This is a genomic window from Pseudomonas sp. B33.4 (genome assembly GCF_034555375.1).
Classification (GTDB): domain Bacteria; phylum Pseudomonadota; class Gammaproteobacteria; order Pseudomonadales; family Pseudomonadaceae; genus Aquipseudomonas.
This window is the reverse complement of the sequence record NZ_CP140706.1, coordinates 5,736,027-5,756,772: the sequence shown is the minus strand read 5'-3', so window position 1 is coordinate 5,756,772 and position 20,746 is coordinate 5,736,027. Positions and strand designations below refer to the sequence as shown.

Here is a 20,746-nt window from a genome sequence, read left to right as displayed (position 1 = left end):
CTTTGATCGCATGCTCTCCAGTGAGGATGTGATGCGTCGCCGCGCGACGTTGCTGCAAAGACTGCATATCGATGGCCCGCTGTTGATCCTGCTGCTGATCCTCGCCGCCGGCAGTTTGTTCGTGCTGTATTCGGCGAGCGGCAAGAGCTGGGATCTGCTGGCCAAGCAAGCCACCTCGTTCGGCATCGGTCTGGTGTCGATGATTATCATCGCCCAGTTCGAACCGCGCTTCATGGCGCGTTGGGTGCCACTTGGCTATGTAATCGGCGTGGTGCTGCTGTTGGTGGTGGACATCATGGGTCATAACGCCATGGGTGCAACGCGCTGGATCAATATCCCCGGGGTGATCCGCTTCCAGCCCTCGGAATTCATGAAAATCCTGATGCCGGCGACCATTGCCTGGTATTTGTCCAAGCGTACGCTGCCGCCGCAACTCAAGCATGTCGGCATCAGCCTGATGCTGATTGGCGTACCGTTCGCGCTGATCGTGCGTCAGCCCGATCTCGGCACTTCGTTGCTGATTCTGGCGGGCGGCGCGTTCGTGTTGTTCATGGGCGGGCTGCGCTGGCGCTGGATTCTCAGTGTATTGGCGGCGGCGATCCCGGTGTCGGTGGCGATGTGGTTCTTCATCATGCACGACTACCAGAAACAGCGAATCCTCACCTTCCTCGACCCGGAAAGCGATCCGCTGGGCACCGGCTGGAACATCATTCAGTCGAAAGCCGCGATCGGTTCCGGCGGCGTGTTCGGCAAGGGCTGGTTGCTCGGCACCCAGTCGCACCTGGACTTCCTGCCGGAAAGCCACACTGACTTCATCATTGCCGTACTCGGTGAAGAGTTCGGCCTGGTGGGCATTTGTGCGCTGCTGCTGATCTATCTGTTGCTGATTGGCCGGGGACTGGTGATCACCGCCCAGGCACAGACGCTGTTCGGCAAATTGCTCGCCGGCGCGTTGACCATGACGTTTTTTGTTTACGTTTTCGTCAACATCGGTATGGTCAGTGGCCTGCTGCCGGTTGTAGGGGTGCCGTTGCCGTTCATTAGCTACGGAGGAACTTCGCTGGTGACGCTGCTGTCAGCGTTTGGGGTTTTGATGTCGATCCATACCCATCGCAAGTGGATCGCACAGGTTTGAATAAGGTGAAGAGTTCAATGCAAGTAATGCGTGGCTGGGCGACTCGATGCGCGCCGCTGGTTGGCCTGATGGGCCTGCTGGGCAGCGTTCAGGAAGCGCTGGCCGGCGAATACGAAGGCTCGCCGCAGGTGGCCGAGTTCGTCGGTGAAATGACCCGCGACTACGGTTTCGCCGGTGAGCAATTGATGGCGGTGTTCCGCGAGGCTCAGCGCAAACAGGCGATTCTCGACGCCATTTCCAGACCTGCCGAGCGGGTCAAACAGTGGAAAGAATACCGCCCGATGTTCATCACCGACGCGCGTATCGCCCGTGGTGTGGATTTCTGGCGTCAGCACGAGGCGACCCTGGCCCGTGCCGAGCAGGAATACGGTGTACCGGCACAAGTCATCGTGTCGATCATCGGCGTTGAAACCTTTTTCGGACGTAATACCGGCAATTACCGGGTAATCGATGCCTTGTCGACGCTCGGTTTCGACTATCCTCCCCGTGCCGAATTTTTCCGCAAGGAACTGCGTGAGTTCCTGCTGCTGGCCCGTGAAGAACAGGTCGATCCATTGACCCTCAAAGGCTCGTACGCCGGGGCCATGGGCTTGCCGCAGTTCATGCCGAGCAGCTTTCGCGCCTATGCGGTGGATTTCGACGGTGACGGCCACATCAATATCTGGAACAACCCGGATGATGCGATCGGCAGCGTAGCGAGCTATTTCAAGCGTCACGGCTGGGTCGCCGGTGAGCCGGTGGTCAGCCGTGCCGATGTGCGTGGCGAGCAGGTCGACGAAGGCCTGACCACCGGTATCGAGCCGACGAAAACGGTCGGAGAGTTGCGAGCGCTGGGCTGGTCAAGTCATGATGCGCTGCGCGATGATATGCCGGTTACTGCATTTCGCCTCGAAGGCGACAACGGCCCTGAATACTGGATGGGCCTGAAGAATTTCTACGCGATCACGCGTTATAACCGCAGCGTGATGTACGCCATGGCCGTACATCAACTGTCTGAACAGCTGGTACAAGCACGGGGCGTCAAGTAATGCAGGCATTGCCTAACAGTAAACCCCTGAAGCTGGTGGCATTCGCTGCGTTGGCAGTGCTGGTCGCCAGTTGTTCGACCAGCCGTTCGCCAACGCCGAAAACCTCGAATACTGCTGTGCGCGCGCAACCGGGCCTGGACATCAACCGTGCGCACAAAGACGGCGCGCCGTGGTGGGACGTCGACGTGTCGCGCATCCCCGATGCGACGCCGACCCTGCACACCGGCCCGTACAAGGCCAACCCGTACACCGTACTGGGCAAAACCTACTTCCCGCTGCAGGAATCCAAGACTTACGTCGCTTCGGGTACAGCGTCCTGGTACGGCACCAAGTTTCATGGCCAGAACACCGCCAACGGCGAGGTCTACGACTTGTACGGCATGAGCGCCGCCCACAAGACACTACCGCTGCCAAGTTACGTTCGGGTGACCAACCTGGACAACAACCGCACAGTAATCCTGCGGGTCAACGACCGTGGGCCGTTCTATTCCGATCGCATCATCGACTTGTCCTACGCCGCCGCGAAAAAACTCGGTTACGCCGAAACCGGCACCGCACGGGTCAAGGTCGAAGGCATCGACCCGCAGCAATACTGGGCCGCCAAGGGCCGTCCGGCACCCTTGATGCTCAACGAGCCGCAGGTCGCGCAGAACAGCGCTCCGGTGATCACGGCCTCGGCCGGCACCGTCGAGCAATGGACGCCGCCACCGCAACAACATGCCTCTGACACCGTCCCCGTGCCGATGAGTGCAAAAAAAAAACGCTTCTGCAACAGCAACTGGCCAGTATCTGCAGGTGGGCGCGTTCGCCAACCCGGACGCTGCAGAGCTGCTGAGGTCGAAGCTCAGCGGGATGGTGAGCGCTCCGGTGTTCATCAGCTCGATCGTGCGCAATCAGCAGACCCTGCATCGGGTACGCCTGGGGCCGATCGGTTCGCCGGGTGAAATTGCCCAGGTGCAGAACAGCGTGCGCCTGGCCAACCTTGGTTCGCCAAGTGTGGTCACCGAGTAACACGTAGAACTTGATTGACGATTCGCCAGCGATTGGGGGGTGAATCAGGTTGTTGGCTCGTCGAAGAACAAAAGCCCGGCAAGGGTGACTGGAGTGAGCAACTGAACACGCGATGGCTCGTTAGAAAGTCATCTGATTAAATTTTGTCCGCAAGGACAGTTTCCATTAGCGATTTCGAGAGACGGATGAACATCACCACCTTTGCCAAACGCCTGTGTCTGCTAGTCCCGCTGCTCCTCTCGCCAGCCGCCTTCGCGGCCGAGATGATGCCGTCGCCACCGCAACTGGCCGCCAAAGCCTACGTACTCATGGATGCCGCCAGCGGTAACGTGCTGGTAGAGAACAACGGTGACCAGCGTCTGCCACCGGCCAGTCTGACCAAGCTGATGACCGCGTACATCGCGACCCTGGAAATCCGTCGCGGCCAGATCGGTGAAAACGATCCGGTGACCGTCAGCGAAAACGCCTGGCGCACCGGCGGTTCGCGGATGTTCATCAAGGTTGGCTCGCAGGTGACTGTCAGCGACCTGCTGCACGGCATCATCATCCAGTCCGGCAACGACGCCAGCGTGGCGCTGTCCGAGCACATCGCCGGTAGCGAAGATGCGTTCGCCGATCTGATGAACAAGACTGTCACCGATCTGGGCATGACCAATACCCACTTCATGAACCCGACCGGTCTGCCAAATCCTGAGCACTACTCGTCGGCTCACGATATGGCGATTCTGGCTCGCGCAATCATCCACGAAGACCCGGCTCACTACGCGATCTACTCGCAGAAAGAGTTCTTCTGGAACGGCATCAAGCAGCCTAACCGCAACCTGCTGCTGTGGCGCGACAAGACCGTTGACGGTCTGAAAACCGGTCACACCGACGAAGCCGGCTACTGCATGGTGTCCTCGGCTGTACGTGATGGCCAGCGCCTGATCGCCGTGGTGTTCGGCACCAACAGCGAAGTGGCTCGCGCCGCTGAAACCCAGAAGCTGCTGACCTACGGTTTCCGCTTCTTCGAAACCCAGACCTTCTATCAGAAGGGCACCGAACTGGCTCAGGCCCCGGTGTGGAAAGGCACCACCAATCAAGTCAAGGCCGGCCTGGCTGAAGACCTGACCATGACCCTGCCAAAAGGCCAGCTGAAGAAGCTTGCTGCGAGCATGACCATGAACCCGCAACTGACCGCGCCAATCGCCAAGGGCGACGTGATCGGTAAAGTCGAAGTCAAACTGGAAGACAAGGTCGTGCACAGCGCGGACCTGATCGCTCTGGATGGCGTCGAGGAGGGTGGTATCTTCCGCCGCATGTGGGATAGCATCCGTCTATTCTTCTACGGCTTGTTCAACTGATTTGTGTTGACCTGCATGGCCCCGCCCCGATCCGGTGCGGGGCCATGCGCGTTATCACGGCTTGCGCTCAAGAGGCCGTTACGCCATGACCGATACCGAAGTAAAGGCGCCAAAGATCGAATTCCCGCAGACTGATTATCCGATTAAGGTGATCAGCGATACGGGTGTTGGCAACAAGGACAAGATCATCGAGATCGTCCTGAAGCACGCGACCATCAATGATGAGCGCATCGACGAGCGTCAAAGCAGCAACGGCAAATACACCACCATTCAGTTGCACATCGTCGCGACCGATCAGGATCAGCTGTACAACATCAACAGCGATCTGCGGGCAACCGGTTTCGTGCACATGGTGTTGTGATGCCGGGCACGCTGGGCTTTCGTGAGCTCGGCCAGATGGCTTACGAGCCGGTCTGGCATGCCATGCAACGTTTTACCAACGAACGCGGCAGCGATGCCGCCGACGAAATCTGGCTCGTCGAACACCCACCGGTGTTCACTCAGGGCCAGGCCGGCAAGGCCGAACACTTGCTGCTGCCGGGCGATATCCCGGTGGTGCAGGTCGATCGCGGCGGCCAGGTGACTTATCATGGTCCGGGCCAGTTAGTGGCTTACCTGTTACTGGATGTACGCAAGCTGGGTTTCGGCGTGCGTGATCTGGTCAGTCGCATGGAGCTCTGCCTGATCGAGCTGCTGGCCAGCTACGGTGTAACCGCAGCGGCCAAACCAGATGCTCCCGGCGTGTACGTCGACGGAGCGAAAATCGCTTCTCTGGGTTTGCGGATTCGCCACGGTTGTTCCTTTCATGGCCTGGCCCTGAACGTGGATATGAACCTGGAACCGTTTCGACGGATTAATCCCTGCGGCTATGCCGGGCTGGCGATGACCCAGCTGAGCGATCACGCAGGATCGATTGAATTTGCCGAGGTAAGTGCCCGGCTGCGTGCGCAGCTCGTCAAACACCTCGACTATGCTGAGCAGACGACCCTGACGGGCGGAATCGACTGATATGACTACTGATGCAGTGCAAACCATGATCCCGACGCTCGACGTGACCGAGCGCCCGGCCCCGCGTCCCAAGGTGGAAGCGGGCGTCAAGCTGCGCGGCGCCGAGAAGGTTGCACGCATTCCGGTAAAGATCATTCCGACCACCGAACTGCCGAAGAAACCTGACTGGATTCGTGTACGCATCCCGGTTTCGCCGGAAGTCGACCGGATCAAGAGCCTGCTGCGCAAACACAAGCTGCACAGTGTTTGCGAAGAAGCGTCCTGCCCGAACCTCGGTGAATGCTTCTCAGGTGGCACCGCGACCTTCATGATCATGGGTGACATCTGCACCCGTCGCTGCCCGTTCTGCGACGTCGGCCACGGTCGTCCGAAGCCACTGGACGTCAACGAGCCGGAAAGCCTGGCCATCGCCATTGCCGACCTCAAGCTCAAGTACGTGGTGATCACTTCGGTTGACCGCGACGACCTGCGTGACGGCGGTGCCCAGCACTTTGCCGACTGCATCCGCGAAATCCGCAAGCTGTCGCCGAACGTGCAGCTCGAGACCCTGGTCCCGGACTACCGTGGCCGTATGGATGTCGCGCTGGAAATCACCGCAGCCGAGCCACCGGATGTGTTCAACCACAACCTGGAAACCGTGCCGCGCCTGTACAAGGCTGCGCGTCCGGGTTCGGATTACCAGTGGTCGCTGACCCTGCTGCAACGCTTCAAGCAGATGATGCCGCACATTCCGACCAAATCCGGCCTGATGCTGGGTCTGGGCGAGACGGACGATGAAGTTATCGAAGTCATGAAGCGCATGCGCGAACACGACATCGACATGCTGACCCTCGGCCAGTATCTGCAACCGTCGCGCAGCCACTTGCCGGTGCAGCGTTTCGTGCACCCGGACACCTTCGCCTGGTTCGCCGAAGAAGGTTACAAGATGGGCTTCAAGAACGTCGCTTCCGGCCCGTTGGTACGTTCTTCGTACCATGCCGACGAGCAGGCGAAGCTGGTCAAGGCTGAGCTGCTGGGTTCCTGATCCGGCGCTGAATCAAAAGATGCCCGCCGAGGCTTTGCAGCCCGGCGGGCATTTTTTTGCCTGTCCTACGCCAGACGCCGACTTTTCCTGCAACTTGCGGGGCGACGCAGCCTCTTCTGTTTGTCCCCGTTCCTGACTACTGTGTGTGCATGACTTTACACAGGGAGATCCATGGATGACCGTTCGACCGACCCATACCCTTTTTCCGCATAAGCCTGTGCCGGCGCTGCCGTCAGAAGGGCTGATCGGCGTGATCGCACCGGCCGGTCCCGGTGCGCTGGATACTGACAAGGCAGTGCAATGGATGCGCGCCCGTGGTTATGGGCTGAAAGTATTTCCTGGCGTCTACGCGAAGGACGGCTATCTGGCTGGCAGCGATGACGTGCGCCTCAACGATCTGCACGCCGCGTTCGCCGACCCCGAGGTCGACGCGATCATCTGCCTGCGCGGTGGCTACGGTACGCCACGGCTGCTGGACCGCATCGACTACGATCTGCTGAGTCGCAACGCCAAGCCATTTGTCGGCTACAGCGACATCACCGCGCTGCATCTGGCCATCAGCCGCTACGCAGGGTTTGTGACCTTTCACGGGCCTTTGCTCAACGCCGATCTGCTCGGTGACAAGCAGCCGCCGACCGTCACTTCGTTCTTCGCCATGCTGCGCGGCCAGTTGAAGGCGGGGAGTGTGCTCAGCCATCCGGTGGCTTATCCGTTGACCACGGTGGAGCCCGGTATCGCCCATGGACGCTTGCTCGGCGGCAATCTGGCGATGATTGCCGCTACGTTAGGGACGCCTTACGAGATTGATGTCGAAGGGGTGATTCTGCTGATCGAAGATATCAACGAGCCGCTGTATCGCATCGACCGCTTGCTGACCCAGATGCGCCTGGCCGGCAAGCTGGCGAAGCTGCGCGGTGTGCTGGTCGGCGACGTGGCGGGGGTGGACGTCGCGGCACTGAATCGCTTGCTCAAGCAGACTTTTGCGCCGCTACGGATTCCGGTGCTATCGGGCTGGCGCAGCGGGCATTGCGATCCGAACCTGACACTGCCGATGGGCGCGCTGGTGCGGCTGGACGCCGGCAAGAAGGAATTGATGCTCGAGCAGGATGTGGTGACCCGGTAAAGCAAAAGATCGCAGCCTGCGGCAGCTCCTACATTGGAATGCGTTCCTTGTAGGAGCTGCCGCAGGCTGCGATCTTTTGATTTTGCCTTACTGAGCCCGAAGACTTTCCAGCAACTTGTGCGTCGGATAGCCATCCGCTGGCCAGCCAAGCGACTGCTGCGCACTGCGAATCGCCTTACGGGTATTGGCGCCGATAATCCCGTCCGCCGTGCCGGCATCGTAATTGCGCGCACTCAGCAGCGTCTGCAATTCCATACGCTCGGTGCGGCTCAGTGGCAGATCATCTTTCGGCCAGGTGCCATTGATCAGGCCGCCGCCGTTGAAACGCTCGGACAACAGGCTCACCGCCAACGCATAGGACGAAGAGTTGTTGTACTTGAGGATCGCCCGAAAGTTGTCGAGGATCAGGAACGCCGGGCCACGATAGCCCGCCGGCAGCAGCAGGGCGGCAGACAGCTGTTCAGAGCCTGCTGGCACCTGACCGCCATTCGGCAGAGTCACGCCCAACTGACGCCATTCGGCGACGCTCTTGCGAGTCGCGCCGTCAGCCAGCGTGTAATTGAAACTGCTCGGCAGTTGTACTTCGAAGCCCCACGGCTGGCCACGTTGCCAGCCAGAGCTTTGCAGGTAATGCGCGGTGGATGCCAGCGCATCCGCTGGGCTGCCCCAGATGTCGCGGCGGCCATCGCCGTCAAAGTCCACAGCGTGGGTGTTGTAGGTAGTCGGAATGAACTGGGTCTGGCCCATCGCGCCGGCCCAGGAACCGAGCATCTTCTCCGGTGTGATATCGCCCTGTTGCAGGATCTGCAGGGCGGCGATCAGCTGAGCGTGGGCAAAGCCCGGGCGGCGCCCCTCGTAGGCGAGGGTGGCCAGCGAGTTGATCACCGACTTGCTGCCCTGAAACTGACCGAAATTGCTTTCCATACCCCACACCGAAACCAGTGCCTGACGGTCAACGCCATAACGCTGTTCGATGCTTTGCAGGATGTCGGCGTACTGGCTGATCAGTGCCTGACCTTTGCGTACCCGCAGCGGCGAGAGGGCGCCATCGAGGTATTCCCATACCGGCCGGGAGAACTCCGGTTGACTGCGGTCAGCGCGAATCACGCTGGCGTCGAAGCTGACATTGGCGAACGCGCGATCGAACAGATCGGCGCGAATCCCGGCGGCCAGGGCATCCTTGCGGAAACCGGCCTGCCATTCAGCGAAGGTTTGAGTCGGTTGCAGATCGAGAGGGTCGGCGGACGGCACTACCGGCGGGATGATCGCTGGGGCCGTGGCGACAGGCGCGGCTTGAAGAGGTTGTGCGTCGGCGGCGGTGGGTTTTTCCGCGCAGGCGACAAGCAGAATGAAGCTGGAGGCAGCGATCAATTGGCGAACAGGCCAACGACGGGAAAGACTAAAGGGCATGCACGGTTCCAGGGGATACGAATCAGGTGCAGACCTTAACATGACCGAGGGGTACTGCGCTTCAGGCAGCCAGAAAGTAAGAAGCCTCCCAGCTGTCAGACTGGAAGGCTTCGCGGCGGTAGCTGCCTTTACCCTTGGTTGGTCGTTCCTGACGACTGCGGAACAGGGGCTGGGCAACGATGGATTTGGCCTTGTTGGGGCCATGCTTTGCTGGCTTTTTGCTCATTAGGGTTCTCTCGAGTGAGTGAGGTTTTGCGCCGCAGATAATCTGCTCATGCTATAGAAAAGTCAAAAGATCGCAGCCTTCGGCAGCTCCTACAGGGATCGGTGTAGGAGCTGCCGAAGGCTGCGATCTTTTGATCTTACTCGGTGGGGAGTGTCAGACGCTGGCCAGACATCAACAGCGCCAAGCGGCTCAGGCTCATCCACGGCGAACCGGCCGCCTGACCTTTGATCTGCGCATCGATACGCTGAGCTTCGAGCAACAACTGCGCCCAGCGTTGCGCCGAGTAGCGTTGCAGGGCTTTGCTCATTAACGGTTTGCGCTTGTCCCAGACCGGCGGTCTGGCCTGACTGAAACACTTGTCCAGCGGCGTGCCCTGGCTGTACTGCAACGAGATGTTGGCCAGCAGACGCAACTCCCGCGCCAGCGCCCAGAGAATCACCGGTGGCTCGACACCCTCGCCACGCAAGCCTTCCAGCATGCGCAAGGCATGGGCCGGCTCGCCGTTGAGCACGGCGTCGGTCAAGCCAAAAACGTCAAAGCGCGCACTGTCGGCCACAGCGGCCTGCACGGTTTCGACAGTGATCTGGCCACCTTCGGCCATCAGTTTGAGCTTCTCGATTTCCTGCGCGGCGGCGAGCAGGTTGCCCTCGACACGTGCAGCAATCAATTCGACGGCGTCCTGACTCGCCGATAGCCCGGCCTGAGAGAGACGCTGACGAATCCAGCTCGGCAATTGATTGGCGTCCACCGGCCAGATCTGAATGAACTGGGTTTGCTGGCCTTCAACCAGCGCCTTGCCCCACTTGGTTTTCTGCGCACTGCCATCGAGCTTGGGCAGGCTGACCAGAAGCACCGTGTCTTCAGCGGGGCGCGAGCAATATTCGATAAGTGCCGCGGCACCTTTGTCACCGGGCTTGCCCGAAGGCAGACGCAGTTCCAGCAGGCGTTTTTCCGAGAACAACGACATGCTGGCACCGGCCTGCAACAACGTGCCCCAATCAAAATTTGCGTCGGCGGCAAAGACCTGGCGTTCGTCAAAACCTTGCTGGCGCGCAGCACTGCGGATGGCGTCGGCGGCTTCCTGGCACAGCAGCGGGTCATCGCCACTGATGATGTAGACCGGGCCGAGAGCGCCTTGCAGGTGTTTGCCGAGTTGGGCGGGAGCGAGCTTCATAAGAAATGCCGAACGGGGCGCCTGAGCGCCCCGAACGTCTTACTGCTGCGGTATTTCGAGCGGCGACTGACGCGGGGTTTCCGCTTCAGCCTTTTGCGCCGCTTGCAGCGCATCGGCTTCTGCCTTGGCGCGGTCATTGGCAGCTTGCTGCAGTTGTTGCAGCTGGCCCGGCGTCAGTTGCTGCAGACGCAGCATCATGCGTTGAACCAGTTCGCGAGTGGTTTCGCGACGGGCATCGTTGGCTTCCTGATCGGAGCCCACGAGGTTGTTGCCGTCGTGGATAAACACTTTCTGAACTTCAAGTTTGTCGCTGAGCAGTTGCAGGTTCTTGTCGCCACGGATCTCATAGTTCAGAACAGTGTTGACCTGATACTCGCCCGTACGACCGGCACCAGCGTAGCTGAGGATGCGCTGGCTCTCCTGCTGGTCAGCCAGGTACAGCTTGTACGGAGCACCGCTGTAAACCTTGACGCCGCTCGACTCCAGCACCTGACGCAGTTGCGTGACCGTCTCGCCGTAGGCGTTACGGGCGCTCAGGTCGAGTTCCTTGATCGACAGTTCGTTGGTGCCGGTACCGCGCAGCTGGAAACCGCAGGCGCTCAACAGAACGGCGAGGCCCATCACCAGCAGATTGCGTTTGATCATTGTGTTGCTCCCCTTGAAACCACGTGGGCCGACTGTACGGCCCGAAAGGTTTTACTTGGCGTCAGGCGAACCTGACGCCCGATCCAATTAGCTGGCGACGATATTGACCAGTTTCCCGGGCACTACGATCACTTTACGAATAGTCAGACCATCGACGAAACGCAGTACGTTTTCGTTGGCACGGGCTGCCGCTTCAACTTCTTCACGCGTTGCGCTGGCTGGCATGTCGATCTGACCGCGCAGCTTGCCGTTGACCTGGATCACCAGGGTCAGGCTGTCCTGCACCAGCGCGCTTTCGTCCACTGCCGGCCAGCCAGCGTCGATGACTGCGTCGGCGTGACCCAGCTTGTTCCACAGTTCGTGGCTGATGTGCGGCGTGATTGGCGCCAGCAACAGCGTCACAGCTTCCAGACCTTCGTGAATCAGTGCGCGATCCTGTTCGGTGCCTTGTGCGGCTTTTTCCAGCACGTTCATCAGCGTCATCACCTGAGCGATGGCGGTGTTGAATTTGTGGTTCTGGCCGACGTCGTGGCTGGCTTGCTTGATGGCCACGTGGATCGAACGGCGAACGGCTTTCTGCTCGTCGTTCAGACCGGCGATATCCAGTTTGCCCGGCAAGCCCTGACTGACGTGGGCTTGCGCCAGACGCCAGACGCGCTTGAGGAAACGGTGCGAACCTTCAACGCCGGAGTCGGACCATTCGGCGCTCATGTCTGGCGGCGAGGCGAACATCATGAACAGGCGGCAGGTATCGGCGCCGAACTGATCGATCATCGACTGTGGGTCGACACCGTTGTTCTTCGATTTGGCCATCTTCTCGGTGCCGCCGATTTCCACCGGCAGACCGTCGGACTTCAGTTTGGCGCTGATGACCTTGGCTTTGCTGTCGCGCTCGAGTTCTACGTCCGCCGGGTTGAACCAGGTGTAGGCACCATTGGCTTCGCGACGATAGTAAGTCTCGGCGATCACCATGCCTTGGGTCAGCAGGTTCTTGAACGGCTCGTTGGAGCTGACCAGACCTTCGTCACGCATCAGTTTGTGGAAGAAACGCGCGTAGAGCAGGTGAAGAATGGCGTGTTCGATACCGCCGATGTACTGATCGACCGGCAACCAGTGGTCAGCAGCGGATTTTTCCACCAAGCCGCCTTCAAAGTGCGGCGAGGCGTAACGGGCGTAGTACCACGACGACTCGACGAAAGTGTCCATGGTGTCGGTTTCACGCTTGGCAGGCTGGCCGCATTTCGGGCAGCTGCACTCGTAAAACTCGGGCATGCGTGCCAGCGGCGAACCGGCGCCGTCCGGCACCACGTCTTCCGGCAGGACCACAGGCAGTTGATCTTCCGGCACCGGCACGTCACCGCAAGCATCACAGTGGATGATCGGGATCGGGCAGCCCCAGTAGCGCTGACGGCTGATACCCCAGTCACGCAGACGGAACTGGGTACGCGAGGCGCCCAGTTCTTTCTTGATCAGGGCGACTTCCATGGCGTCGAACGCGCCAGCGAAGTCGAGGCCGTCGAATTCGCCGGAGTTGATCAGCGTGCCGTGCTCGCCGTAGGCGTCTTGCCACGGGGCCGGGTTGCTGTCGCCAGAGCTGGTACGCACTACCGATTTCACCGGCAGGTTGTACTTGTGAGCGAATTCGAAATCGCGCTCGTCGTGCGCCGGTACAGCCATGACTGCGCCGTCGCCGTAGTGCATCAGCACGTAGTTGGCGACCCAGACCGGGAGTTTTTCACCGGTCAGCGGGTGCTCGACGAACAGGCCGGTTGGCAGGCCTTTCTTCTCTTGCGTGGCAACGTCGGCTTCGGCAACGCTACCGCCCTTGCACTCAGCGATGAACGCTTGCAGCTCGGTGTTGTTTTTTGCCGCCAGTGTGGCCAGTGGGTGCTCGGCAGCCACGGCGACATAGGTCGCGCCCATCAGGGTGTCCGGACGGGTAGTGAAGACTTTGAGTGTGCCGGCTTCGCCGATCGAGTCGACGTTGTACGGGAACTGTACTTCCATGCCGCGGGATTTGCCGATCCAGTTGCGCTGCATGGTCTTGACCTGTTCAGGCCAGCCCGTCAGCTCGTCGAGGCTCTCCAGCAGCTCATCCGCGTAAGCGGTGATCTTGAAGTAGTACATCGGGATTTCGCGCTTTTCGATCAGCGCGCCGGAACGCCAGCCGCGACCGTCGATCACCTGCTCGTTAGCGAGAACGGTCTGGTCGATCGGGTCCCAGTTCACGGTGCCGTTTTTACGGTAGATCACGCCTTTTTCGAACAGGCGAGTGAACAGCCATTGTTCCCAGCGGTAGTAATCCGGCTTGCAGGTGGTGACTTCGCGCGACCAGTCGACCGCCAGACCCAGGCTGCGCAGCTGGGTTTTCATGTAGGCGATGTTTTCGTAGGTCCACTTGGCCGGCGCGACGTTGTTTTTCATCGCGGCGTTTTCCGCCGGCATGCCGAAGGCATCCCAACCCATCGGTTGCAGAACGTTCTTGCCGAGCATGCGCTGGTAGCGGGAGATCACGTCGCCGATGGTGTAGTTGCGCACGTGCCCCATGTGTAGCTTGCCGCTGGGGTAAGGGAACATCGACAGGCAGTAGTAGGTTTCCTTGCCTGGCTGTTCACTGACTTCAAAGGACTTTTGCTCGTCCCAGAACGACTGGGCGGCGGCTTCGATTTCACGGGGCTGATATTGTTCGTGCATGGCTACTTTTGTACTGGATAGGGGTGGCCTAATCCTCTTCAACGCAGGTTCCGGGGTTGGCCCGGACGAGCTGGAAGTGGAATTACAGGAAGCGCCGTAGCATACATGACCGCGCTTGGCCTAGGGAAACCCTGATTACAGCTGTTTTTCCCGGCCAATCCGTGGCGAGGGCCGTTGGTCGCGGCGTGCAGCCGGTTTGTGCAGCGAAGCTAAGCTCTAACTGGGGAGTGAGTCTTATCTTCAATGAGGTGAGGGATGGTGGAGCAACGGCAAAAAAACGTGACTAAACCCGAGTTGTACGAGAGGTTGATCGATCGTCTGGGTATGGCCCTGGACGCTGTAAAAACCGCTGACCGGCTGCGCGACGAGCGCCCCCTGGAACTGGAATTGCGTGGCTTGAGCCCCGCTGAGTTCAAACTGGTCAAGGCCTATCTGGATCGTAGTGAACGTGAAACGCACGGATGCCTGTCACAAGCAGTGAAGCAGCTCGATGCAGCACATTCGGCCAAGGTCATCTGGCTCAAGGACAAGGCGCCCGGCAGAGACACCGTCAAGGTTCGCTCTTTGCAGGCCAAGTAAGCGCATGGCAGGTCAAGAACCGGATCTTTTTCTACAGGATCCCACCTATTGGTTGTAACGCTTTATTAACACTCTTAGGCTTCGGGCATCTCTGGAGATGCTCGATGCCCTTTCGTTATTTCATCAAACAACTTTTATTGCCGCCCGGCATTCTCTTGCTGCTGTTGCTGGCTGCGTGGTGGTTGCGCCGCTCGCGGCCGCGCCTGGCTGGCGTGTGCTTTGCGCTTGGCTTTGGCGGATTGTGGCTGATGAGCCTGCCGGTCGTGGTGCAGTGGGGCGCCAAAGCGCTGGAGCGCGAAGCGCCATTGACCCGTGAGGAGTGGGCAACGCTGGCACAACGTGCCGATGCCATTGTGGTGTTGGGCTCCGGGCGCGAGCGTGGTGATCTGGCGTGGGGTGAGGATCAGCCGACTGGCGTGGGGCTTGAGCGTCAGCGTTATGCGGCGCGGCTGGCCAAGGCGTCGGGCCTGCCGATTCTGACCACGGGTGGCTTGCATTACGGTACGCCGCCGACCGAGGCGAAGTTGATGGCGGATTCATTGCGTGACGATTTCGGTGTGACGGTGCGCTGGCAGGAAGGTGAAAGCCGTACCACGTGGGAAAACGCCAAATTCACCGCCGACATACTGTTGCCGCAAGGGATCAAACGCGTGGTTGTCGTCACTCAGGCCTGGCACATGCCGCGCTCGGTGTGGAGTTTTCAGCAGGCGGGATTTGAAGTAGTACCGGCGCCGGTCGGATTTCTGGGGACCGATAATGCAAGGCCCTTTGGTGGCTGGCTGCCGGAATTCAAATCAATCTGGCAGAGCGGGCAGTTGCTGAATGAGGCGGTGGGGCAGGTGGGGTATTCACTGTTTTACCGCTGAAGATCAAAAGATCGCAGCCTGCGGCAGCTCCTACAAGGATTGAATACAAATCCCGTGTAGGAGCTGCCGCAGGCTGCGATCTTTTGCTTTAAAGGGTTTTCGACATCCGGCTCGCCATCAGCGCCCAGCCAAACAGCACCAGGCAGACAATCATCAGCGGCCACGAGCGATATTGCAGATACGGCGTCAGGTTGTGCATCGGCACCACTTCGCCGTACAGCACGCCCTGTTCGAACTGCGGAATCTGCTCGGTGATCTGCCCGAACGGGTTGATCAGTCCGGTCACGCCGTTGTTGGTTGCGCGGATCATCCAGCGTCCGGCCTCCAGTGCGCGCATCTGCGCCATCTGCAAATGTTGCAGCGGACCGATCGAGGTGCCGAACCAGGTGTCGTTGCTGATCGTCAGCAGCAAATCACTGCGCGCTGACAAACCCGCGGCGAAGTCCGGGTACACCACTTCATAGCAGATGAACGGCGCAATCTGGTAACCCTTGGCCTGCAACAGCGCCTGATCCGCCGGACCACGGGCGAAGTCGGACATCGGCAAATCGAAGAAGGCGATCAAGCCTCGCAGGATGTCCTGCAGCGGCACGTACTCGCCGAACGGCACCAGTTTCTGCTTCAGATAAGTGCCGTCGCCTTCACCGACCACGGTGATGCCGTTGAAGAAACGTTTTTCGTGACGAACCGTTTCGCGGATCGGCACACCAGTGATCAGCGCCGATTTACGCTCGGCAGCGAAGGTGCCCATCATGCTCAGGTAGCCCTCGGCGGACTCCTTCAGTACCGGTACGGCGGTTTCCGGCCAGATCAGCAGATCCACCGGTTTCGAACGGAAGCTCAAATCGCGATACAAGGCCAACTGCGCGTTGAGCTCAGCCGGATCCCATTTCATGCTCTGTGCGACGTTGCCCTGAATCGCGGCAACGCTCAGCGGCGCGCCGGACGGACTGGTCCAAGCGTAGCCCTTGAGCGCAATGCCCGCTGCCCACGGCCCGATCAGCAGCACCAGACCGGCAACCACAAAAGCTTTGCGACCGGTTTGCAGCAAGCGCGGTGCGTTGTAGATCAGCGCAGCCGTCAGTGCCAGCACGAACGACACCAGCCACATGCCGCCGACTGGCGCGAGGCCCGACAGCGGGCCGTCGAGCTGGCTGTAACCGGAGTACAGCCAAGGGAAACCGGTGAGGAACCAGCCGCGAAACATTTCCTGAGCGACCCACAACGCAGCAAACGCCAAGGCATCCGCCACCGGTGCTTCGTTACGGCGCAACCAGCGCGCCCATAGCCACGCCGGCAGCGCGAAGAACCAGGCAATCGCCGCCGTAAACAGCAGCATCAGGAACCCGGCCAGCAACACCGAAGCACCGCCGAAGTGGTGGATGCTGTAATAGATCCAGCTGGTGCCGGCACCGAACAGGCCGAAACCGAAGCACCAGCCACGGCCCAGTGCCTGACGCGGGCTCAGCTCGCGCAAACCGGCATAGAACAGACCGACCGCCAGCAAAGCCAGCGGCCAGATGTTGAAAGGTGCCAGAGCGAAGGTGGTGATTGCACCGGCCGCCACGGCCAGCAGGTTACCGGGCCAGCCGGGGCGGGTTGTCCAGCGCATTTCAGTCCTTAGATTTATTACCGGGCGATTGGGGTCAGTCGCAGCAAGTGAATCCGACGGCTGTCGGCGTTCAGAATGCGGAAGCGATAGGCGCCGATTTCAGTGATTTCGTTGCGTTTTGGCAAGTGCCCGAATGCGCTCATCACCAGACCGCCGACGGTGTCGAACTCATCGTCGGAGAATTCGCTGTCGAAGAACTCGTTGAAGTTCTCGATTGGCGTCAGGGCCTTGATCAGGAAGTCGCCACTGGGCAGCGGCTTGATGTAGCTGTCTTCTTCGACGTCGTGCTCGTCTTCGATATCGCCAACGATCTGTTCCAGCACGTCCTCGATGGTCACCAGACCGGCCACACCGCCGTATTCGTCAATGACGATGGCCATGTGGTTGTGGTTGGCGCGGAATTCACGCAGCAACACGTTCAGACGCTTGGACTCCGGCACGAAGGTGGCCGGGCGCAGCAGATCCTTGATGTTGAAGCTGTCGCCGTTCTCCTTGAGGATCAGTGGTAGCAGATCCTTGGCCAGCAGCACGCCCATCACGTCGTCATGGCTCTCGCCGATGACCGGATAGCGCGAGTGGGCCGAGTCGACCACGGCCGGGAGGAATTCACGGGGTGTCTGGGTCGCCTTGATGCTGATCATCTGCGAGCGCGGCACCATGATGTCGCGTACTTGCAGGTCAGCCACCTGAATGGCGCCTTCGACGATGGCCAGCGCTTCGCTGTCCAGCAGTTTGTTCTGATGTGCATCACGCAGCAGCTCGAGGAGCTCCTGACGGTTCTTCGGCTCGTGGGCAAAAGCCTGGGTCAGTTTACCCAGCCATGACTTCTGCCCGTTGCTCGATCGATCTTCGCTCATAGCGATTACTCTGAATCCTTTGTTGTAACGATAGGGGATGTTTCGGTTTCGTCGTCCGCGTACGGATCGGGATAGCCCAATTCGGCAAGCAACTCGCGTTCCAATGCTTCCATTTCTTCGGCTTCTTCATCATCTATATGGTCGTAACCGAGTAGATGCAAGCAGCCGTGAATGACCAGATGTGCCCAATGGGCCTTTGGTTCCTTGCCTTGTTCGGCGGCTTCACGCTCAACCACCGCCACGCAGATCACCAGATCGCCGAGCAGCGGGATATCGAGAAACTCGTCGGGCACTTCAGCCGGGAATGACAGGACGTTGGTCGCGTAATCCTTGTGGCGCCAGGTGTGGTTGAGCTCGCGACCTTCTGCCTCGTCGACCAGACGAATGGTCATTTCCGAGTCGGCGGTGCGCTGGCGCAGGGCCAGTTCGCACCACAGGCGGAAGTCGGCCTCACTCGGCGCGTTCGCGTCAGTCGCGATTTGCAGGTCTAGCTCAAGCATTTCGCGAGGTGTCCTTGGGCGCTTCGTCACGGTTTTCGAAGCGCTCGTAGGCTTCGACGATCCGCTGGACCAAAGGATGGCGCACGACGTCTTTGGGCTGGAAGTGCGTGAAGCTGATGCCCGGCACGTCTTTGAGCACTTCGATCACATGGTGCAGACCCGATTTGGTGCCTTTCGGCAGGTCGACCTGGGTGATGTCACCGGTGATGACTGCGGTAGAGCCGAAGCCGATGCGGGTCAGGAACATCTTCATCTGTTCGACGGTGGTGTTCTGGCTTTCGTCGAGAATGATGAAGCTGTTGTTCAGCGTGCGGCCGCGCATATAAGCCAGCGGCGCAACTTCGATCACCTGGCGTTCGATCAGTTTGGCCACGTATTCGAAACCGAGCATTTCGTAGAGCGCGTCGTAGAGCGGGCGCAGGTATGGGTCGATCTTCTGCGACAGGTCACCGGGCAGGAAGCCGAGTTTTTCACCCGCCTCAACTGCCGGGCGCACCAGCAGAATGCGGCGGATCTGCTCGCGCTCCAGTGCATCGACAGCGCACGCCACGGCCAGATAGGTCTTGCCGGTACCGGCCGGACCGATGCCGAAGTTGATGTCGTTGCCGAGAATTTCCTTCACGTAGCGCAACTGATTCAAGCCGCGAGGGCGAATCATGCCTTTCTTGGTGCGCAGGGCGACGGAGGCTTCGGCGGGGGCGTGATTGTCCAGCTCGACGACGGACGATTCCTGCAGGAACAGGTGAACCGTATCTGGCGACAGCTCTGAACCTTTGGTTTCCCGGTACAGGCGACGAATCAGATTTTCCGCAGAGGTGGTGTGCTTGGGATCGCCGATCAGCTCGAACTGGTTTCCGCGGTTGCGGATCTCGATGGTCAGGCGCTGTTCGATCAAGCGCAAATGCTCGTCGAATTGCCCGCACAGATTGGCGAAGCGGCGAGCCTCAAAGGGCTCGAGGATAAAACGATGTGGTTCTATGGGTGCGTTCAAGGTCGTATTTAGCCGCCCTGGGGCAATTAAGATGAAATCAAGGATAACGCCAGAGGCGTGGGTGCGAAAGCTCTTAAATATTCTCGGCGTCGAGACCGTCAAGATCGCAGCCTTCGGCAGCTCCTACAGGGGAATGTAATCCATGTAGGAGCTGCCGAAGGCTGCGATCTTTTGCATTTACTGGATCAGCGAGCCGCGCAGCGAGTGCGGCTGCGCCGCGTCGATGTGCACGTCGGCAAACTGCCCGATCAGGGTTGGATTGTCGCAGCGGAAGTTGACGATACGATTATTCTCGGTGCGACCTTGCAGTTCGCCCGGGTCTTTCTTCGAATAATCGGTCACCAGAATGCGCTGGATCGAACCGACCATTTGTCGGCTGATCTCGAAACCTTGCTGATTCAGACGGTGCTGCAGCGCGTTCAAGCGTTCTTTCTTAAGCTCCTCCGGCGTGTCATCCGCCAGATCGGCAGCCGGGGTGCCCGGGCGCTGGCTGTAAACGAACGAGTAGGAAAAGTCGAAACCGACGTCGGCAATCAGCTTCATGGTCTGTTCGAAATCTTTCTCGGTCTCGCCGGGGAAACCGACGATAAAGTCCGAACTGATGCAAATCCCCGGCACGGCGGCACGCAGTTTGCGCAGCTTGGATTTGTACTCAAGCGCCGTGTGGTTGCGCTTCATCGCCGCGAGAATCCGGTCGGAGCCCGATTGCACCGGCAAATGCAGGTGTTTGACCAGTTCCGGCACGTCGGCATGGGCCTGGATCAGGCTGTCGGAAAACTCCAGCGGGTGCGAAGTGGTGTAGCGAATGCGGTCAATGCCATCAATCGCCGCGACTACACGAATCAGCTCGGCAAGATCGGCCAGACGACCGTCGTGGGTGGTGCCGCGATAGCCGTTGACGTTCTGCCCCAGCAACGTCACTTCACGCACGCCGTTTTCGGCGAGGTGGATGACTTCGGCGATGACATCGTCGAACGGCCGGCTGACTTCTTCGCCACGGGTGTAAGGCACCACGCAGAACGTGCAGTACTTGCTGCAACCTTCCATCACCGACACGTAAGCGCTCGGGCCATCAATGCGCGGCTCGGGCAAGTGGTCGAATTTCTCGATTTCCGGGAACGACACGTCGACCTGCGGCAGCTTGGTGATGCGTGCAGCGTCGATCATTTCCGGCAGACGGTGCAGGGTCTGCGGGCCGAACACGACGTCGACATACGGCGCGCGATCGCGAATCGCTGCGCCTTCCTGGCTGGCCACGCAACCGCCGACGGCGATCACCATGTCCGGGTTGGCCAGTTTCAGTTCGCGCCAGCGGCCGAGCTGCGAATACACGCGATCCTGGGCGCGCTCGCGGATCGAGCAGGTGTTGAGCAGAATCACGTCGGCGTCTTCCGCACGCGCGGTGACTTCCAGGGCCTGATGTTCGCCCAGCAGATCGACCATGCGCGAGCTGTCGTACTCGTTCATCTGGCAACCGTGGGTTTCGATGTAAAGCTTCTTGGCCATGGATTAGTGTCGTC

At 59.9% G+C, this 20,746-nt stretch carries 19 protein-coding genes and 1 pseudogene; 10 read left to right on the top strand and 10 right to left on the bottom strand.

The annotated features are described in order from the left end of the window. Positions 1–31: 31 nt before the first annotated feature. From rodA to U6037_RS25425, 8 genes and pseudogenes are all read left to right on the top strand, one after another. Positions 32–1,135 carry a rod shape-determining protein RodA gene (gene rodA, locus U6037_RS25460; protein WP_049802149.1) on the top strand — a complete coding sequence of 368 codons (1,104 nt, stop codon included), beginning with the start codon at positions 32–34 and terminating at the stop codon, positions 1,133–1,135. A 17-nt stretch (positions 1,136–1,152) separates the two neighbouring features. Further along, positions 1,153–2,163: a lytic murein transglycosylase B gene (gene mltB, locus U6037_RS25455; protein ID WP_093434581.1), complete on the top strand. Its 1,011-nt coding sequence runs from the start codon at positions 1,153–1,155 to the stop codon at positions 2,161–2,163. Next, positions 2,163–3,174 (top strand): annotated as a pseudogene (locus tag U6037_RS25450) (septal ring lytic transglycosylase RlpA family protein). Before mltB ends, U6037_RS25450 begins: the two are co-directional and overlap by 1 nt. Positions 3,175–3,359: 185 nt before the next feature. Next, complete coding sequence (locus U6037_RS25445) at positions 3,360–4,517, top strand: D-alanyl-D-alanine carboxypeptidase family protein (protein WP_016986121.1); 1,158 nt, start codon at positions 3,360–3,362, stop codon at positions 4,515–4,517. An 85-nt stretch (positions 4,518–4,602) separates the two neighbouring features. Next, positions 4,603–4,878: a DUF493 domain-containing protein gene (locus U6037_RS25440; protein WP_242206935.1), complete on the top strand. Its 276-nt coding sequence runs from the start codon at positions 4,603–4,605 to the stop codon at positions 4,876–4,878. After that, a complete protein-coding gene (gene lipB / locus U6037_RS25435) occupies positions 4,878–5,525 on the top strand; it encodes a lipoyl(octanoyl) transferase LipB (RefSeq protein ID WP_008087909.1) in 648 nt (215 codons plus the stop codon). The genes U6037_RS25440 and lipB overlap by 1 nt, the downstream gene beginning before the upstream one ends. A gap of 25 nt (positions 5,526–5,550) precedes the next feature. Then, positions 5,551–6,549 carry a lipoyl synthase gene (gene lipA, locus U6037_RS25430; RefSeq protein WP_162130178.1) on the top strand — a complete coding sequence of 333 codons (999 nt, stop codon included), beginning with the start codon at positions 5,551–5,553 and terminating at the stop codon, positions 6,547–6,549. Between the two features lie 175 nt (positions 6,550–6,724). Beyond that, entirely contained in the window at positions 6,725–7,672 is a 948-nt protein-coding gene (locus tag U6037_RS25425) for an LD-carboxypeptidase (RefSeq protein ID WP_322844924.1), read from the top strand. 87 nt (positions 7,673–7,759) lie between these two features. Here U6037_RS25425 and U6037_RS25420 read toward each other — a convergent pair whose 3' ends face one another. The 5 genes from U6037_RS25420 to leuS all read right to left on the bottom strand — a co-directional run bounded on the left by U6037_RS25420 (position 7,760) and on the right by leuS (position 13,821). Further along, positions 7,760–9,082 carry a lytic murein transglycosylase gene (locus tag U6037_RS25420; protein WP_322844923.1) on the bottom strand — a complete coding sequence of 441 codons (1,323 nt, stop codon included), beginning with the start codon at positions 9,080–9,082 and terminating at the stop codon, positions 7,760–7,762. Positions 9,083–9,143: 61 nt separating this feature from the next. Further along, positions 9,144–9,308, bottom strand: coding sequence for an alternative ribosome rescue factor ArfA (gene arfA / locus U6037_RS25415; protein ID WP_053124158.1), 165 nt, complete (start codon positions 9,306–9,308; stop codon positions 9,144–9,146). A 136-nt stretch (positions 9,309–9,444) separates the two neighbouring features. Then, positions 9,445–10,482, bottom strand: coding sequence for a DNA polymerase III subunit delta (gene holA, locus U6037_RS25410; RefSeq protein ID WP_322844922.1), 1,038 nt, complete (start codon positions 10,480–10,482; stop codon positions 9,445–9,447). Between the two features lie 39 nt (positions 10,483–10,521). Further along, complete coding sequence (gene lptE, locus U6037_RS25405) at positions 10,522–11,127, bottom strand: LPS assembly lipoprotein LptE (RefSeq protein WP_242206939.1); 606 nt, start codon at positions 11,125–11,127, stop codon at positions 10,522–10,524. A gap of 87 nt (positions 11,128–11,214) precedes the next feature. Further along, entirely contained in the window at positions 11,215–13,821 is a 2,607-nt protein-coding gene (gene leuS / locus U6037_RS25400; protein WP_322844921.1) for a leucine--tRNA ligase, read from the bottom strand. Between the two features lie 255 nt (positions 13,822–14,076). Between leuS and U6037_RS25395 the strand changes: the two genes are divergently transcribed. Both U6037_RS25395 and U6037_RS25390 read left to right on the top strand, forming a co-directional pair. Beyond that, complete coding sequence (locus U6037_RS25395; RefSeq protein ID WP_322844920.1) at positions 14,077–14,400, top strand: hypothetical protein; 324 nt, start codon at positions 14,077–14,079, stop codon at positions 14,398–14,400. Positions 14,401–14,504: 104 nt separating this feature from the next. Then, entirely contained in the window at positions 14,505–15,266 is a 762-nt protein-coding gene (locus tag U6037_RS25390; RefSeq protein WP_322844919.1) for a YdcF family protein, read from the top strand. Between the two features lie 88 nt (positions 15,267–15,354). Here U6037_RS25390 and lnt read toward each other — a convergent pair whose 3' ends face one another. The 5 genes from lnt to miaB form a co-directional block, all read right to left on the bottom strand. Next, the gene (lnt, locus tag U6037_RS25385) at positions 15,355–16,878 is read right to left on the bottom strand and encodes an apolipoprotein N-acyltransferase (protein WP_322844918.1); all 1,524 of its coding nucleotides are present in this window, start codon (positions 16,876–16,878) and stop codon (positions 15,355–15,357) included. Between the two features lie 17 nt (positions 16,879–16,895). Further along, the gene (locus U6037_RS25380) at positions 16,896–17,735 is read right to left on the bottom strand and encodes an HlyC/CorC family transporter (protein WP_007909641.1); all 840 of its coding nucleotides are present in this window, start codon (positions 17,733–17,735) and stop codon (positions 16,896–16,898) included. Positions 17,736–17,740: 5 nt separating this feature from the next. Further along, the gene (gene ybeY / locus U6037_RS25375; RefSeq protein WP_322844917.1) at positions 17,741–18,235 is read right to left on the bottom strand and encodes an rRNA maturation RNase YbeY; all 495 of its coding nucleotides are present in this window, start codon (positions 18,233–18,235) and stop codon (positions 17,741–17,743) included. Further along, entirely contained in the window at positions 18,228–19,226 is a 999-nt protein-coding gene (locus U6037_RS25370) for a PhoH family protein (protein ID WP_322844916.1), read from the bottom strand. Before U6037_RS25370 ends, ybeY begins: the two co-directional genes overlap by 8 nt. A 177-nt stretch (positions 19,227–19,403) precedes the next feature. Then, positions 19,404–20,732, bottom strand: a complete 1,329-nt coding sequence (gene miaB / locus U6037_RS25365) for a tRNA (N6-isopentenyl adenosine(37)-C2)-methylthiotransferase MiaB (RefSeq protein ID WP_034153780.1) — start codon at positions 20,730–20,732, stop codon at positions 19,404–19,406. Between the last annotated feature and the right edge of the window lie 14 nt (positions 20,733–20,746).